The 15,392-nt window shown below is 64.6% G+C and carries 15 protein-coding genes; 6 read left to right on the forward strand and 9 right to left on the reverse strand.

Annotated features, from left to right (window positions below):
- Window positions 1-18: 18 nt before the first annotated feature.
- On the reverse strand, window positions 19-228 hold the full coding sequence (locus DFP89_RS15605; protein WP_114350319.1) for a hypothetical protein: 210 nt from the start codon (window positions 226-228) through the stop codon (window positions 19-21).
- The gene (locus DFP89_RS15610) at window positions 225-473 is read right to left on the reverse strand and encodes a hypothetical protein (protein ID WP_114350320.1); all 249 of its coding nucleotides are present in this window, start codon (window positions 471-473) and stop codon (window positions 225-227) included. Before DFP89_RS15610 ends, DFP89_RS15605 begins: the two co-directional genes overlap by 4 nt.
- A 284-nt stretch (window positions 474-757) precedes the next feature.
- Between DFP89_RS15610 and DFP89_RS15615 the strand changes: the two genes are divergently transcribed.
- The 3 genes from DFP89_RS15615 to DFP89_RS15625 all read left to right on the forward strand — a co-directional run bounded on the left by DFP89_RS15615 (window position 758) and on the right by DFP89_RS15625 (window position 5,853).
- On the forward strand, window positions 758-1,540 hold the full coding sequence (locus tag DFP89_RS15615) for a division plane positioning ATPase MipZ (protein WP_114350321.1): 783 nt from the start codon (window positions 758-760) through the stop codon (window positions 1,538-1,540).
- Between the two features lie 66 nt (window positions 1,541-1,606).
- On the forward strand, window positions 1,607-2,785 hold the full coding sequence (locus DFP89_RS15620; RefSeq protein WP_114350322.1) for an efflux RND transporter periplasmic adaptor subunit: 1,179 nt from the start codon (window positions 1,607-1,609) through the stop codon (window positions 2,783-2,785).
- Complete coding sequence (locus DFP89_RS15625; protein WP_114350323.1) at window positions 2,782-5,853, forward strand: efflux RND transporter permease subunit; 3,072 nt, start codon at window positions 2,782-2,784, stop codon at window positions 5,851-5,853. The genes DFP89_RS15620 and DFP89_RS15625 overlap by 4 nt, the downstream gene beginning before the upstream one ends.
- A gap of 103 nt (window positions 5,854-5,956) precedes the next feature.
- Here DFP89_RS15625 and DFP89_RS15630 read toward each other — a convergent pair whose 3' ends face one another.
- The 5 genes from DFP89_RS15630 to DFP89_RS15650 all read right to left on the reverse strand — a co-directional run bounded on the left by DFP89_RS15630 (window position 5,957) and on the right by DFP89_RS15650 (window position 11,491).
- A complete protein-coding gene (locus DFP89_RS15630; RefSeq protein WP_114350324.1) occupies window positions 5,957-7,264 on the reverse strand; it encodes a pyruvate dehydrogenase complex dihydrolipoamide acetyltransferase in 1,308 nt (435 codons plus the stop codon).
- A gap of 13 nt (window positions 7,265-7,277) precedes the next feature.
- Window positions 7,278-8,648 (reverse strand): pyruvate dehydrogenase complex E1 component subunit beta, encoded by a 1,371-nt coding sequence (locus DFP89_RS15635; RefSeq protein WP_114350325.1) that lies wholly within the window; start codon window positions 8,646-8,648, stop codon window positions 7,278-7,280.
- A gap of 16 nt (window positions 8,649-8,664) precedes the next feature.
- Window positions 8,665-9,672 (reverse strand): pyruvate dehydrogenase (acetyl-transferring) E1 component subunit alpha, encoded by a 1,008-nt coding sequence (gene pdhA / locus DFP89_RS15640; RefSeq protein ID WP_114350342.1) that lies wholly within the window; start codon window positions 9,670-9,672, stop codon window positions 8,665-8,667.
- A gap of 187 nt (window positions 9,673-9,859) precedes the next feature.
- Window positions 9,860-10,153 carry an FtsB family cell division protein gene (locus tag DFP89_RS15645; RefSeq protein WP_114350326.1) on the reverse strand — a complete coding sequence of 98 codons (294 nt, stop codon included), beginning with the start codon at window positions 10,151-10,153 and terminating at the stop codon, window positions 9,860-9,862.
- Window positions 10,154-10,216: 63 nt separating this feature from the next.
- Window positions 10,217-11,491, reverse strand: coding sequence for an acetylornithine deacetylase/succinyl-diaminopimelate desuccinylase family protein (locus tag DFP89_RS15650; RefSeq protein ID WP_114350327.1), 1,275 nt, complete (start codon window positions 11,489-11,491; stop codon window positions 10,217-10,219).
- Between the two features lie 120 nt (window positions 11,492-11,611).
- Here DFP89_RS15650 and DFP89_RS15655 point away from each other — a divergent pair, with 120 nt between their 5' ends.
- From DFP89_RS15655 to DFP89_RS15665, 3 genes are all read left to right on the forward strand, one after another.
- On the forward strand, window positions 11,612-11,893 hold the full coding sequence (locus tag DFP89_RS15655; protein ID WP_114350328.1) for a hypothetical protein: 282 nt from the start codon (window positions 11,612-11,614) through the stop codon (window positions 11,891-11,893).
- 10 nt (window positions 11,894-11,903) lie between these two features.
- A complete protein-coding gene (locus DFP89_RS15660; RefSeq protein WP_114350329.1) occupies window positions 11,904-12,575 on the forward strand; it encodes a DUF1523 family protein in 672 nt (223 codons plus the stop codon).
- A 188-nt stretch (window positions 12,576-12,763) separates the two neighbouring features.
- The gene (locus tag DFP89_RS15665) at window positions 12,764-14,032 is read left to right on the forward strand and encodes a hypothetical protein (protein ID WP_147273328.1); all 1,269 of its coding nucleotides are present in this window, start codon (window positions 12,764-12,766) and stop codon (window positions 14,030-14,032) included.
- Window positions 14,033-14,059: 27 nt separating this feature from the next.
- Here DFP89_RS15665 and DFP89_RS15670 read toward each other — a convergent pair whose 3' ends face one another.
- Both DFP89_RS15670 and DFP89_RS15675 read right to left on the reverse strand, forming a co-directional pair.
- Window positions 14,060-14,815 (reverse strand): hydroxypyruvate isomerase family protein, encoded by a 756-nt coding sequence (locus tag DFP89_RS15670; protein ID WP_114350331.1) that lies wholly within the window; start codon window positions 14,813-14,815, stop codon window positions 14,060-14,062.
- A 2-nt stretch (window positions 14,816-14,817) separates the two neighbouring features.
- Window positions 14,818-15,363: a DUF1285 domain-containing protein gene (locus DFP89_RS15675; RefSeq protein ID WP_114350332.1), complete on the reverse strand. Its 546-nt coding sequence runs from the start codon at window positions 15,361-15,363 to the stop codon at window positions 14,818-14,820.
- Window positions 15,364-15,392: the final 29 nt, after the last annotated feature.

Consider the following 15,392-nt stretch of genomic DNA (forward strand, 5'->3'; position numbering starts at 1 on the left):
GTTCGGTACTGGCGGCCCTCAGAAAGGGCTGCCAAACATCGGCATCCAGATCGGCATGTGAGGCGCCGCGTTCAGCGGTCGGCCGGTCAGCTGGCGATTGCCGGTATCGATGACCACACGGCCATCCAGATATTCCCGCAGAACCGGGCCTTGGGCGCTGCGATAGGGAGAAAGCGCGATGGTCGCATATTGGCGCTGCGCGACGGGGGGGCGGACGGCGATGTTCATTGCACGAGTCCTTTTGCGTCCAGACGTTCGATGAACGTGTCCCAGATCTGGGGGTCGCGGTTGCGCATCAATTCCTGCGCCGCCTCAAACGGGTCGCAGGTCATCAGCCTCAGCGGGATATCCGAAATCCGATGCGGCTTGCCCGTGCGCCGGTCGATCAGGCTGACGGCATAGCGGGCGGGGGCGGGTATGGCGGCCCGCAGCGCGCGATCGGCAAAGGCCGACAGATGGTTGAGCATGGTCATCTTTTGGCTCCTTCCCAAGGCTGAGTGCATCCGGGCTTGTTCCCGGTAAAGTAATAACGACATGATTCGTCGTGTATTGCAAGAAAAATATCTACTAGACTTATCGTGATATAAGAATCAAGCAAGAACAATATCTTACTTCGGCGATGCCGATCCGCCCATCGCCGGGCAAAAGCTGGGGAAAAGCCGCGACTCCGCCACATCGGAATCGCTTGGGCGCTTTTCATCCCGCAGGCGGCATCTTATGGTCCGGTCGCATTCTGCCCGCCATCGCAGGAGGATTCGTGGCGCATATCATCGTTGTCGGGAACGAAAAGGGCGGCTCTGGCAAGTCCACGACCTCGATGCATGTGGCGACGGCGCTGGTGCGCATGGGCCACCGTGTCGGCGCGCTGGATCTGGATGTGCGCCAGCGCACCTTTGGCCGCTATCTGGAAAACCGCGCCGCCTATGCCGCGCGCGAGGGGCTGGACCTGCCCATGCCGATCCTGGCCCATATGGAGCCCGAGGCCGAGGGCGGCATCGATCCGCTGTCGAAAGCCGTGGCGGAACTGGACGCGGTCTGCGATTTCATCCTGCTGGATTGCCCCGGCTCGCATACCCGGCTCAGCCAGATGGCGCATACGCTGGCCGATACGCTGATCACCCCGATGAACGACAGTTTCGTCGATTTCGACCTGCTGGCGCGGCTGTCGCCCGAGGGCAAGGTGCTGGGCCCCTCGATCTATGCCGAAATGGTCTGGGCGGCGCGGCAGATGCGCGGCGAGGCGGGCGCAGGCCCCATCGACTGGCTGGTCCTGCGCAACCGTCTGGGCACGCAGGCCATGCACAACAAGCGCAAGGTGGGCGGTGCCTTGGCGACGCTCTCGAAGCGCATCGGCTTTCGCGTCGCCCCCGGTTTCTCGGAACGGGTGATCTTTCGCGAACTGTTTCCGCGTGGGTTAACGCTGCTGGATCTCAAGGATATCGGCACCGAACAGCTGAGCATGTCCAATATCGCCGCACGGCAGGAGCTGCGCGAACTGGTCGGAGAACTGAACCTGCCCGGGGTCAGCATCGCTTTCTGAAGCCCCGCCATTGTTGCGCGCTTCCGGCAGGTCTATGCTGCGCCCCTGATTGCTGAGGAGCGGAAGATGACGGCAACATGCCGGATCACCCGGGTCGTGACCATGACCCTTGCGCTGACGATCTGTCTGCCCGGCCTGGCGCCGGCCCAGACCGCCGCGGCGACCGAACAGGCCCCGCCCTCGCTGGAATTGCCGCTGGTCACGCTGGCAACGGTCGAACGTACCCCCATCGAGGCGCGGGTGCCGGTTTCGGGCTCGCTGGTGGCGCGCAAAGAGGTGCAGATCCATGCCAATGTCACCGGCTATGACATCAAGGGCATTCTGGTCGATGTCGGCGACCGTGTGAAACAGGGCGATCTGCTGGCCTTTCTTTCGGATGACGTGCTGGCGGCGCAATTCGAGCAGGCCACCGGCGAATATCGCCGCGCCGAGGCCGCCGTGCGGCAGGCCGAAAGCCAGATCGACAGCGCGGTGGCGACGCTGACCGAGGCCGCCTCAGCGCTGGAGCGGACCCGCAGCCTGCGCAAATCCGGCAATGCCAGTCAGGCGGTGCTGGATCAGGCGGTCGCGGCCGAGGCTTCGGCGCAGGCGGGCTCGGCTGTCGCCTCAAGCGGGCTTCGCGTGGCGCAGGCCAGCCTGATGCAGGCCGATGCCGCGCGCCGGCTGGCGCAGCTGAACCTTGATTACGCGCGGATCATCACCCCGGTCGATGGCGTGGTGGTCGGCCGAACCGCCGAGCTGGGGGCGATTTCCGGCACCGGGGACAAGCCGCTGTTCACGGTGATCGCCGGGGGCGAGATCGAACTGGATGCCGATGTGATCGAAACCGCGCTGACCAGCCTGAAGCCCGGCGACCTTGCCGAGATCGAGGTGGCGGGCGTCGGCCTTGTCACCGGCAGTTTGCGGCTTGCTCCGGCCTCGGTCGATCCGCTGACGCGGCTGGGGCAGGCGCGCGTGTCGCTGACCGCTGATCCGGGGCTGCGGGTGGGGCTGTTCGCGCAGGGCTGGATCATTACCGACAAGCGCGAGGCGCTGACCGTGCCCACCGCTGCCATCCTTGCCGATGCCTCGGGCGAGCGGGTGCAGGTGGTCCGCGACGGTCAGGTCGAGACGCGCGAGATCCGCGCCGGGCTGATCTGGCAGGGCCGGCGCGAAGTGCTGGAAGGGCTTGAGCCGGGCGAACAGGTGATTGCCCGCGCCGGCGCGTTTTTCGCCGATGGTGACCGGGTGCGCGTGGCGCCATGAATTTCTCGACCTGGTCCATCCGGCAACCGGTGCCCGCAATTGCGGCCTTTCTTGTCCTGCTGATGATGGGGCTTTACAGCTTCAGCCGGCTGGCGGTCACGGCAATGCCGAATATCGACCTGCCGCTGGTCAGCGTCGTGGTCTCGCAGCCCGGCGCCGCGCCCTCGGAGCTGGTGCGGCAGGTGATCCAGCCCATCGAGGATTCCGTCGCCAGCATCGTCGGTGTGCGCCATATCAATTCAAGCGCCACCGACAGCTCGGCCCGCATCTATGTCGAATTCGAGCTGGAGACCGATACCGACCGGGCCGTGAACGACGTCAAGGATGCGGTGGCCAATGTCCGCGCCGACCTGCCGGAATCGATCATGGAGCCGCTGATCCACCGGATCGATATCGAGGGCATGGCGATCCTGACCTATGCGGTCAGCGACCCCACGCGCAGCATCGAACAGTTGTCGGATTTCGTCGATGACGTGGTGGCGCGCGATCTGTCGGACGTGGCGGGCGTGGCCAGCATCTCGCGCATTGGCGGCGCCGACCGCCAGATCAATGTCGAGCTGGACCCCGGCCGCATCCAGGCATTCGGGCTGACGGCGGCCGAGATCTCGGACCAGCTTCGGACCAAGAACATCGACATGGGCGGCGGGCGCGGCGACATGGCGGGGACGGAATATTCCATCCGCGCGCTGGGTTCGGCCGAGGATGTGGCGCTGCTGGCCAAGACGCCGATCCTGATCGGGCAGGGCGACGCGCAGGGGCGCACGGTGCGGCTGGACCAGCTGGGCACGGTCGAGGACGGTGCCAGCGACGAGCGCAGCTTTGCGCTGCTGGACGGCCAGCCGGTCGTGGCCTTTGGCGTCTTTCGCAGCAAGGGGGCCTCGGATCTGGCGGCGGGCGATGGCACCAAGGCGCGCGTGGCCCAGATCATGGCACGCCATCCCGGCATGCAGATCACGCTGATCGATGATGCGACCACCCATACCTCGGGCAGCTATCACTCCACGATGGAGACGCTTTACGAGGGCGCGGCGCTGGCGGTGATCGTGGTGTTCCTGTTCCTGCGCAACTGGCGCGCGACGCTGATCGCTGCCGTGGCGCTGCCTCTGTCGATCATCCCGACCTTCTTTGTCATGTCCTGGCTGGGCTTTACCCTGAACGGGATCAGCCTGCTGGCGATCACGCTGGTCACCGGCATTCTGGTCGATGACGCCATCGTCGAGATCGAGAATATCGTGCGCCACATCAACATGGGCACGCCCGCCTATCAGGCTAGCATGGAGGCCGCGAACGAGATCGGCCTGACCGTCATCGCCATCAGCTTTTCCATCGTCGCGGTCTTTGCGCCGGTCAGCTTCATGGGCGGGATTCCGGGCCAGTATTTCAAGCAGTTCGGGCTTACGGTGGCGGTCTCGGTGCTGTTTTCGCTGCTGGTGGCGCGGCTGATCACGCCCATGCTTGCGGCCTATTTCCTGCGCGACAACCATCATGTCGCCGAGGAGCATGACGGCTTTGTCCTGCGTCGGCTGATGGCGGTGCTGCGCTGGACGCTGCGCCATCGCGGCTGGACGCTGTTGCTGGGGCTGGGGGTCTTTGCCGGCTCGATCTGGTCCGCGACGTTGCTTCCGACCGAATTCATCCCGGCGCAGGATGTCGGGCGCAGCCAGATTTCCATCGAGCTGCCGCCCGGCGCCACCATCGAGGATACCGAAGGTGCCGCGCGCCTGCTGTCCCAACGGATCGGAGCGGTGGGCGATGTGCGCTCGGTCTTTGTGAATGGCGGCGGCGATGACGGCGTGACCGATGCGCGCCTGCAGGTGAATTATGGCCCCAAGGATGAGCGCGAGCGGTCAAGCTTTGCCATCGAGGATGAGCTGCGCCTGCTGTTGTCGGACATTCCCGACATGCGCATCGAGTTTCTGAACGAATCCGGAGCGGCGGATTTTTCCGTGGCGGTGCTGGGCGACAGCGACGAGGCGGCGCTTGAGGCGGCGCAACGGCTGATGAAGGCCATGGCCGAATTGCCAGCGCTGGAGGGGATCACCTCATCCGCCAGCCTGGAGCGCCCCGAGATCGAGATCCATCCCCGGCCCGAGGTCGCAGCCCAGCTGGGCGTGACGGCCAGCGCGCTGGCCACGACGCTGCGCGTGGCGACGCTGGGCGAGAACGAGTCGAATCTTGCCAAGTTCAACACCGGCGAAAAGCAGATCCCGATCATGGTGCGCCTGAACGAAGCGGCGCGGCGCGACCTGTGGGTGGTGCGCAACCTGCGCGTGCCCAGTTCCGCCGGGCAGGTGCCGCTGGAGGCGGTGGCCGATATCACCTTCTCGGCCGGCGCGACCGAGATCGAACGCTACGACCGGCGCTATCGCACCACCATCTCGGCCAATCTGGCCGAGGGGGCGCTGCTGGGTCCGGCCAACAGCGCCGTCGCCGCCCTGCAAAAGACCGTCGAGCTGCCGGCGGGAACCGAAATCCAGTCCTCGGGCGATGCCGAGATCATGGGCGAGGTGTTCGAGGCATTCTCGGTGGCGATGATTTCTGGCGTGGTTCTGACCTATGTGGTGCTGGTCCTGCTGTTTCATAATTTCGTGACGCCGGTGTCGATCCTGATGTCGCTGCCTTTGGCCATTGGCGGTGCGATCCTGGCGCTGTTCCTGACCGGGAATTCGATCAGCATGGCGGTGGTGATCGGTTTTCTGATGCTGATGGGGATCGTGACCAAGAACGCGATCATGCTGGTCGAATTCGCAGTCGGTGCCATCGAGGCCGGCACCCCCAAGCGCGAGGCGATCCTGGATGCGGTTCACAAGCGCGCGCGTCCCATCGTGATGACGACCATCGCCATGACGGCGGGCATGGTGCCCTCGGCCATCGGCACCGGCGAGGGGGCCGAGTTCAGCGCGCCGATGGCGATTGCGGTGATCGGGGGGCTGCTGCTGTCGACGTTGCTGTCGCTGCTGTTCGTGCCCTCGCTGTTTTCTGTCGTCCATGGCGGGCAGGTCAGGCTGTCGGGCTGGCTGGTGCGGCGGCTGGGGCTGAATGCGGCGCCGGGGGCGCCGGGCGAGTGAGCTTGGCACCGGGGCGCTGCCCCAGAGCCCGGGATATTTTGACATGAAAGAAAAGGGGGCCGTTTGGGGCCCCCTTTGTATGCCGTGATGATTGGGGCTGGTTTTAGGCCAGCATGCCCATCGGGTTTTCCAGATGCGCGACGATGGCTTGCAGAAGCTGCGCACCCAGAGCGCCGTCGATCACGCGGTGGTCGACCGACAGCGTCATCGACATGACATTGCGGATCACCACTTCGCCATCCTCGACCACCGGGGTCTGGATGCCGGCGCCGACGGCAAGGATGGCGCCATGCGGCGGGTTGATGACCGCGTCGAAGTTCTCGACGCCGAACATGCCAAGGTTCGAGATCGCGAAGCTGCCGCCCTGATATTCATGCGGGGCCAGCTTCTTGGTCTTGGCGCGGTTTGCCAGGTCCTTCATCTCGGCCGAAAGGGTCGACAGCGTCTTTTGCTGCGCGTCTTTCAGGACCGGGGTGAAGAGCCCGCCTTCGACCGCGACGGCAACCGCCACGTCCGAGGGCTTGAGCTTGAGGATGCGGTCGCCGGCCCAGACGGCATTGGCGTCCGGCACCTCTTGCAGCGCCAGCGCGCAGGCCTTGATGACGAAGTCATTGACCGACAGTTTCACACCGCGACCTTCGAGCTGCTTGTTCAGCTGGGCGCGGAATTTCATCAGCGCATCCAGCTTGGCCGAGCGGCGCAGGTAGAAATGCGGGATGGTCTGCTTGGCCTCGCCAAGGCGGGCGGCGATGGTGCGGCGCATGCCGTCCAGCGCGACTTCCTCGGTCGGGCGGTCGGCATACATCTTGAGGATGGTTTCCGCCGATGCGCCCGTGGGTGCGGCTTTCGCCGGAGCGGCGGCAGCCGCCGGGGCAGCAGCTGCGGCGGGGGCCGGGGCGGCGCCGGGCTTGGCACCCTCGACATCCGCCTTGACGATGCGGCCATGCGGACCCGAGCCGGTGACGCCGGCAAGGTTCACGCCCTTTTCAGCCGCGATGCGGCGCGCCAGCGGCGAGGCAAAGATGCGCCCGCCATCGGCGGCCTTCGGGGCGGCCGGGGCAGGGGCGGCCGCTGCCGCAGGTGCTGCGGCGGCGGGTGCGGCCTCGGCCTTGGGGGCCGCGGCGGCGGGGGCTGCGGCCTTGGCGCTGCCGATATCGGCGGCGCTTTCGCCCTCTTCCAGCAGGACGGCGATGGGGGTGTTGACCGCGACCCCTGCCGTGCCCTCGGCGATCAGGATCTTGCCAAGGGTTCCCTCATCGACGGCCTCGAACTCCATCGTGGCCTTGTCGGTTTCGATCTCGGCGATGATGTCGCCGGATTTGACCGCATCGCCCTCTTTCTTGAGCCATTTCGCCAGCGTGCCTTCCTCCATGGTCGGCGACAGGGCGGGCATCAGGATTTCAGTCGGCATTTTCGTGCCCCCCTTAGCGATAGGTTACTTTTTTCACCGCTTCGACGACCTCGGGGGCCGTGATCAGCGCGTGTTTTTCCAGATTGGCGGCATAGGGCATGGGCACGTCCTTGCCGGTGCAGTTGATCACCGGCGCATCGAGGTAATCGAAGGCGTTTTCCATGAGATAGGCCGAGAGGTGATTGCCGATCGAGCAGACCGGGAAGCCTTCTTCGACGGTCACGCAGCGATTGGTCTTTTTCACCGATTCAAGGATCGTGCCGTAATCGAGCGGGCGCAGGGTGCGCAGGTCGATCACCTCGGCGTCGATGCCGTCGGCGGCCAGCTTTTCAGCCGCATCCAGCGCATGGGTCATGCCGATGCCGAAGCTGATGATGGTCACGTCCTTGCCCGGACGGGCGATGCGCGCCTTGCCGAAGGGGATGGTGAAATCCTCGAGGTCGGGAACCTCGAAGCTGCGGCCATACATAATCTCGTTTTCAAGGAAAATCACCGGGTTGCCGTCGCGGATCGCGGTTTTCAACAGGCCTTTGGCATCGGCGGCGCAATAGGGCATCACCACCTTCAGGCCGGGGATCTGGGCATACCATGCCGCGTAATCCTGGCTGTGCTGGGCGCCCACGCGGGCGGCGGCGCCGTTCGGACCACGGAAGACCATGGGCGCGCCCATCTGGCCACCGGACATGTAAAGCGTCTTCGCGGCCGAGTTGATGATGTGGTCAACCGCCTGCATGGCGAAGTTGAAGGTCATGAACTCGACAATGGGGCGCAGGCCGGCAAGCGCCGCGCCGGTGCCGATGCCGGCAAAGCCGATTTCCGAGATCGGCGTATCGACGACGCGCTTGGGGCCGAACTCGTCCAGCAGGCCCTGGCTGATCTTGTAGGCGCCCTGATATTCGCCGACCTCTTCGCCCATCAGGAAGACGGTGCTGTCGCGGCGCATTTCCTCGGCCATGGCTTCGCGCAGGGCCTCGCGCACGGTCATCGTCTTCATCGGCGTGCCTTCCGGCCAGTCGGGCGAGACATCGCGCGCCGGGGTCGGGGCGGGTGCGGCCTGAGCGGCCACGGTTGCGGGCGTGCTTTCCGATTCGGTGCTGACGGCGGCGGCGGGTGCGGCGCTGACCGCGGCATCGGCGCTTTCGCCTTCTTCGACCATGATGGCGATGGGGGTGTTGACCTTGACCCCCTCGGTGCCCTCGGCGATCAGGATCTTGCCGAGGATGCCCTCATCCACGGCTTCGAACTCCATCGTGGCCTTGTCGGTTTCGATCTCGGCGATGATGTCGCCGGATTTCACCGCATCGCCCTCTTTCTTCAGCCATTTCGCCAGCGTGCCTTCCTCCATGGTCGGAGACAGGGCGGGCATCAGGATTTCGGTTGCCATATGTCAGTTCCCCCGCTCAGGCTTTCGCTTCGGCATAGATATCGGTCCAGAGCTCTTCCAGCGGCGGCTCGGGGCTTTCCTTCGAGAATTCGGCCGAGTCGTTCACGATTTCCTTGATTTCCTTGTCGATGGCCTTGAGGTCATCTTCGCTGGCATGCTTGCCCTGCAACAGCAGCTCGCGCACATGCTCGATCGGATCGCGCTCGTCGCGGACCTTTTGAACCTCTTCGCGGGTGCGGTATTTCGCCGGGTCGGACATCGAGTGGCCGCGATAGCGATAGGTCATCACCTCAAGGATGTAGGGGCCCTTGCCGGCGCGGCAATGCGCGACGGCCTTCTCGGCCGCGGCCTTGACCGCCAGCACGTCCATGCCGTCCACCTGCTCGCCGGGAATGCCGAAGGCCTCGCCGCGCCCGAACAGCGTCGTCGACTTGGTCGAGCGCTTCATCGAGGTGCCCATGGCATACTGGTTGTTCTCGATCACGAAAATGACCGGCAGCTCCCACAGCTCGGCCATGTTGTAGGTCTCATAGACCTGGCCCTGGTTCGAGGCGCCGTCGCCGAAATAGGCGAAGGTCACATTGTCATTGCCCAGATACTTGTCGGCGAAGGCCAGGCCCGCACCCAGCGGCACCTGAGCCGCGACGATGCCATGTCCGCCGTAGAAATGCTTCTCGCGGCTGAACATGTGCATCGAGCCGCCCTTGCCCTTGGAGTAGCCGCCGATGCGGCCGGTCAGCTCGGCCATCACGCCGCGCGCCTCCATGCCGCAGGCCAGCATGTGGCCATGGTCGCGATAGGAGGTGATGCGCTTGTCGCCTTCCTTGGTCGCGGCCTCCATGCCGACGACGACGGCTTCCTGCCCGATGTAAAGATGGCAGAAGCCGCCGATCAGGCCCATGCCGTAAAGCTGGCCGGCCTTTTCCTCGAATCGCCGGATCAAAAGCATGTCGCGGTAATATTGGAGAAGCTCGTCCTTGGACACGTTTGGCTTGTTTTGCTTGGCTGCAGGCTTTCTGACCATGCTGGCCTCCTCCTCGGGGCGGAAATAGTTCACCGTTAAACTAACTCTAGGACAAGCTTTCGGGGGAAGTAAACCGGCCTTCTGCATCTGCTGCGGGGCGGGTTGCGAAAAGCCGCCCGCACGCGGCGTTTCGCCGAAGCTGCGGGGGCCGAGCGGGGCTGCGCCCGATGTTTCAGCGTGAAAGCTGCTAGCGGATGATGACTTCGTCGGCGCGCACGAGGCCAAGCACGTCGCGGGCGCGTTCGTCCAAAAGGTCGATGTCCAGATATTCGTCGGACAGGCGATGGGTCAGGTTGCGCATCTGGTCCACCTCGGCCTGAAGGCTGTCGCGCTGGCGGATCAGGTCGCGGGTCTCGGATTCCAGCTGTACCCGGCGCAGGATGCCCGATGGCCCCTGTACGGCGGCATAGGCGAAATACACGCCCAGAAGCGCCATCAGGACGAAAAACACGATGGCGCTGATCGACAGGCGTTGGGTCATGGCTGCTGCTCGTTCGTTTTGCCGACAATCATGCCACAGTCCGGGGGCTGGGGGAATCCCCGATCAGCCCCTTGCGTCGCGCAGGATGTCATCCAGTACCAGCGCCATGACCCGGGCTGAATCCAGCATGTCCTGCACGCCCACCCATTCATCGGGCTGGTGCGCCAGATCCAGCACGCCGGGGCCGTAAGCGATGCAGTTCTTCAACTTGCCGATGCGGTCGATATGTTTCTGGTCATAGGTGCCGGGGCTGACGACATAGCCCGCCTCGCGGCCCAAGACCCGCTCGATCGCAGCGGCGGTCGAGCGCACGACGGGGGCGTCGCGGTCGGTCATGCTGGGAATGACCTCGAACATGTCGCGGATCTCATAGCTGAAATTCGGGCGCTCGGTGCGGATGCCTTCCAGCATCGCGGTGACCTCGCGCTTGACCTCGGCAAGGTCCTCTTCGATCAGGAAGCGGCGGTCGATCACGATGCGGCAGCGGTCGGCGACGCAGGGCGCAGGCAGACCGGTGAAGCCGGGGCCCAGATCCGCCTCGCCGCCATGGATCGAATTGATGTTCAGGGTCGAGTTTTTCGCCCCTTCGGGGATCACCGGCATCTCGGTGCGCTTGGTTTTCAGCAGTGGAAACAGGCTGCGTTCCATTTCATCCAGCACCGCGCCCATATGGCGGATGGCGCTGTCGCCCAGAAAGGGCATCGAGCCATGGGCGATGCGGCCATGGGTCTCGATTTCCGCCCACCAGACACCGCGATGGCCCAGACAGATGCGGTCCTTGTGGAGCGGTTCGGGGATGATGACATGGCCGACATGGGCAAAGGCGCCATGCCCCGCCAGATAGGCCACGCCGCCAAATCCGCCCGATTCCTCGTCCGCGGTGGCGCTGATCTCGATCCGGCCGGGATGGTCGGGGTAAAGGGCGACAAAGGCCTCGGCGGCGATGATGCTGGAGGCCAAGCCCCCCTTCATGTCGCAGGCACCGCGCCCATAGATGCGGCCCGCGTCCAGTTCGCCGCCAAAGGGATCGCGGGTCCAGCCATGGCCGACCTCGACCACGTCGTGGTGGCTGTTGAAATGCACGCATTCGCCGGACCGCCCGGCATCGTGGCTGGCGACGAGGTTCCAGCGCGGGAATTCCTCGCAATCGCCGGGTGCGCCCTCGGCGCGGATCAGCCGGCATTCCCAACCCTGCGAGGCCAGCCGCGCCGCAAGATACTCGCAGATGTCGAGATATTGCCGCCCCGGCGGGTTCAGCGTCGGAATGCGGATCAGATCCTGCGTCAGGCGGATCAGGTCGTCGCGGCGGGTTTCGATCTCAAGGGCAAGGGCATCCATGGCGAAAGGCTAGGCCGGTCGCCGCCATCCCGCAATGGGGCGATTGACAGTCGCGGCCCGAGCCGTTTCATGCCAGCATGCGCAGGGCACGACAGAGGGACGCCACCGGATGATCGCATCATGATCGCATTTCTTCGCCTGGTCGGGCTGGTTCTTGTCGTCGAGCTGATCTTCTATGCGCTGATTTACATCTATGTGCGCAGCCTGCGCCGCGAATCCCTTGAAAAGGAATGGGACAGGCGTCATCCCGACCGTGCCGGTCCGACCGGGGAACGCGATGCTTTTGTGCAGCGTTCGATGCGGGGGTACGAAAAGACCCTGCGCGCGCGCCTTGTCGGGCTGGTGCTGGTTTTGCCGCTGGTCGTGATCGTCGCGATCGTCGTCTTTGTGAATTACAACTGAGGGGGCGCCGATGCGCTGGTTCCTGACCGTTCTTGGGGTGATCTTCGGTGTCGCCGTGTTCCTGTTTCTGGATTACGCGCTGCCCTCGCGGCAGACGGTGCGGATCACCAACACCTATAACCGGCTGACCGAAATCGGGGCGAATGCGTTCTTTTACGCCTCGCCCGATACCGGCACGGTGCAGAACGCGCAGGGCCAGCGGGATGTGCGCTTCATCGATACGGTGCGCCAGAACAATAAACCCTATGTCTATCGCAACGAGGATACCGGCTGGATCTGGCCGCCCTATTTCAAATATGACAGCTCGAACCTGCATGCGCAGGCGACCGACCTGAAATCCACCGCCGCCGCTCCGCAATGGGTCAATGTGACCTCTTATGGCTGGCGGATCTCGTGGCTGTCGATCTATCCCAACGCGATCTCGGTCCGGCCGGTGGCGGGGCCGGACGTGCGGCCCTTCAACTGGCCGGCGCAGCTGATCCTGGCGCTGATCGGCGCCTTCCTGTTCCTGATCTGGCGGATGTGGAACCAGTTCCGCGAGCGCACCATCGACCCCGCCGTGCGTTCCGCCGATGAGGCATGGGACCGGCTGGATGCCCGTGCCGACGCCGCCCGCGACCATATCGCCAGCGAGGCGCAGGGCCGCGTTCGCCGCTGGTGGAACGGCATCCGGGGGCGCTGAGCCGCCCCCCCCGGCGGCAATGTGGCGCGGTGCCGGATTCCTATGATTTGCGATGGCGCTGTGCTAGCTTGAACCGGCCAGACCCCGGCATGTGGAATTGCGATCCCGGGACAGTGTCAGTGTCGAAACCTTATCCCATCAAACGGCAGGCCGTGGTCATCATTCATGGCATTGGCGAGCAAAGGCCGATGGCGACCCTGCGCGGATTTACCGGGGCGATCCAGAAACTCGGGAAATACCCCACAAGCGGAAGCACCTGGTCCAAACCCGACGAGGTGTCGGACGGATTCGAGCATCATCGGTTCACCCTTGCCTCGACCCGCATCAGACCGGTCACCGATGTTTATGAGCTTTATTGGGCACATCTGTTTGAGCAAAGCTCGCTGCGGACATTCCTTGTCTGGCTTGGCAGGATCGCCTTTCGGCCGCTGTCGCAATTGCCGCAGCGCTACCAGCGGAAGATGGTCGCGCTTCGGGTCGCGGCTCTGGTTCTGGGCCTTGCCGGCCTTTGGCTGTGGTATTCGATGGGCGCGGATCGCTGGGCAACGCTGGTGGCTGCCGTTCCGGCGGTGATGCTGGTCTATTATGGCCTGCGCTATCTGCTGAACAGCTTCTTTCTGGGAACGATCAGCGATGCCGCGCGCTATCTCGACGCCGACCCGCGCAATGTCGAGGCCCGCAACAAGGTGCGCAAGCTGGGTGTGGATTTCCTTGAGCGTCTGCACGGGGCCGACCGGAACTACGACCGTATCATCGTCTGCGGGCACAGTCTGGGTTCGGTGATCGGTTATGATATCCTGCGCTATCTGTGGTATCGCAAGCATGAAGGGCATGCCTTGCCGGATGCGCCCGCCCAACCCGTCCAGAAGCAGGTGGCCGCGCTCAGCGCCGCTGGCGACGGAGCCGCCGTTCGGAACCTGCAGCGCGATCTGTGGCTTGAACAACGCGAGCTGGGCAACGATTGGCGGATAAGCGACTTCGTGACCATGGGCAGCCCGCTTGCGCATGCCGATATCGTGCTGGCGGATTCCGTCGACGGGTTTGACGGTGCCGTTTCCAGCGGCGAGCTGCCGACCTGCCCGTCATTGGTCGATCCCCGGACGAAGGATATCGGCTTTCCCCGCAATTACACGTCGCAGAGCGGGCAGCCCCGCACCATCCGTCTGTTGGGGCATGCAGCGATGTTCTCGGTCACAAGATGGACCAACATCCATGTCGTGCAGCGCTGGCTGGTTCATGGCGATCCGATCTCGGGTCCGGTTGCGCCGCTTTTTGGCAACGGCATCCACGACATTGCACTGAAACCGAACGGTCGGGACGGGTGGTTTGCGCATACGAAATACTGGCGCGGCGATGTGGCCAAGGATGGCGCGGCCAACCCGCCGCAACCAGCCCTGACCGCGCTTGAGGCAGCGTTGGACCTGAACCTCAAGGTGATGTCGCCGCGCAAGACGTGACGGTCCACCTCCGCGCGAGGCCCCCGATCAGGCCGAGCGCAACCAGCGCAGCCCCGCCTCGGTCGAGGTGCGGGGCGTGTATTCCGCCCCCACCCAGCCCCGGAATCCCGCCGCATCGACGGCGCGGAAAAAGCCGGCGTAATTGATTTCGCCGGCGCGGGGCTCGTGGCGGCCGGGGCAGCCGGCGATCTGGATGTGATGGGTGTTGCGGGCGTGGCGCTCCCAGGTGTGGATCACGTCGCCATGGATCATATGCGCCTGATAGACGTCGAATTGCAGGCCCAGATTGGGCTGGTCGATCTCGTCGATGATTTCGCTGGCAAGGTCGAAACTGTCCAGGAAATAGCCGGGCATGTCGCTGCTGTTCATCGGCTCAAGGGTCAGGCTCATTTCGGGCGCGCGGGCGCAGGCCCATTCCAGATTGCGCAACAGCGTCTCGCGCGCTTTGGGGCCCTCGGCCTTGCCGGCCATGACATGCAGATGCGCGACCTGCAGCGCCTCGGCATAGCGCAGGGCGCGGTCGAAATCGCTGCGAAAGCGGGTTTCGTTGCCCGGCTCGGCGGCAAAGCCGCGCGGCCCGCCAGCCCAGTTCGGCGGTGGCGTGTTCATCAGCACGAAGCGCAGCGAGGATTCCTGCGCCGCCGCGATCAACTCCTTGGCGGGCAGGTCATAGGGGAACAGGATCTCGACACCGTCGAATCCCGCGCGCCGCGCCGCCGCAAATCGCTGCAGCATCGGCAGCTCGGTGAACAGATAGGTCAGATTGGCCGCGAATCGCGCCATACTTAGAACTCCAGAGGAAAACCCGTCCCCAGCGAATGCACATTCATCCGCCCGCTTGCATCGGGCACGGCCGCATCGGCCAGACGATAAAATGTCTTGCGGTCAATAAGCGCCCACAAATCCCGGCGGATATGAACATAGGGCCGGGGCGCGTCAAGCGTGCCGCGCAATTCGATGGCATGATCCGGGCCGGCCGTGACCTGATCGCCGACATTGGTGGTGAAGGCGATATCTGTGCCGATATCGGCATCGATGGCGACAAAGGGCGCATCCACCACCCGGATGCCCACCTTTTCCACCGGAGTGACAAGGAAATAGCTGTCCCCCTCGCGCTTCAGGATCGAGGCGAAAAGCCGCACCATCTCGGGCCGCCCGATCGGGGTGCCGTTGTAAAACCAGCTGCCATCGCTGCGGATTTCCATGTCCAGATCGCCGCAAAAGGGCGGATTCCACAGATGCACGGGCGGTTGGCCACTCTTGGCGGCGCGCCCTGCGGCGGCGGCGATTCCGGCCGCGTCAGTCACGCTATTGTCACTCGGTTGCGCCATTCCCTGTGGACCCTGCCACGGCTGTCATT

The organism is Paracoccus lutimaris, assembly GCF_003337565.1.
GTDB classification, from domain to species: Bacteria; Pseudomonadota; Alphaproteobacteria; order Rhodobacterales; family Rhodobacteraceae; genus Paracoccus; species Paracoccus lutimaris.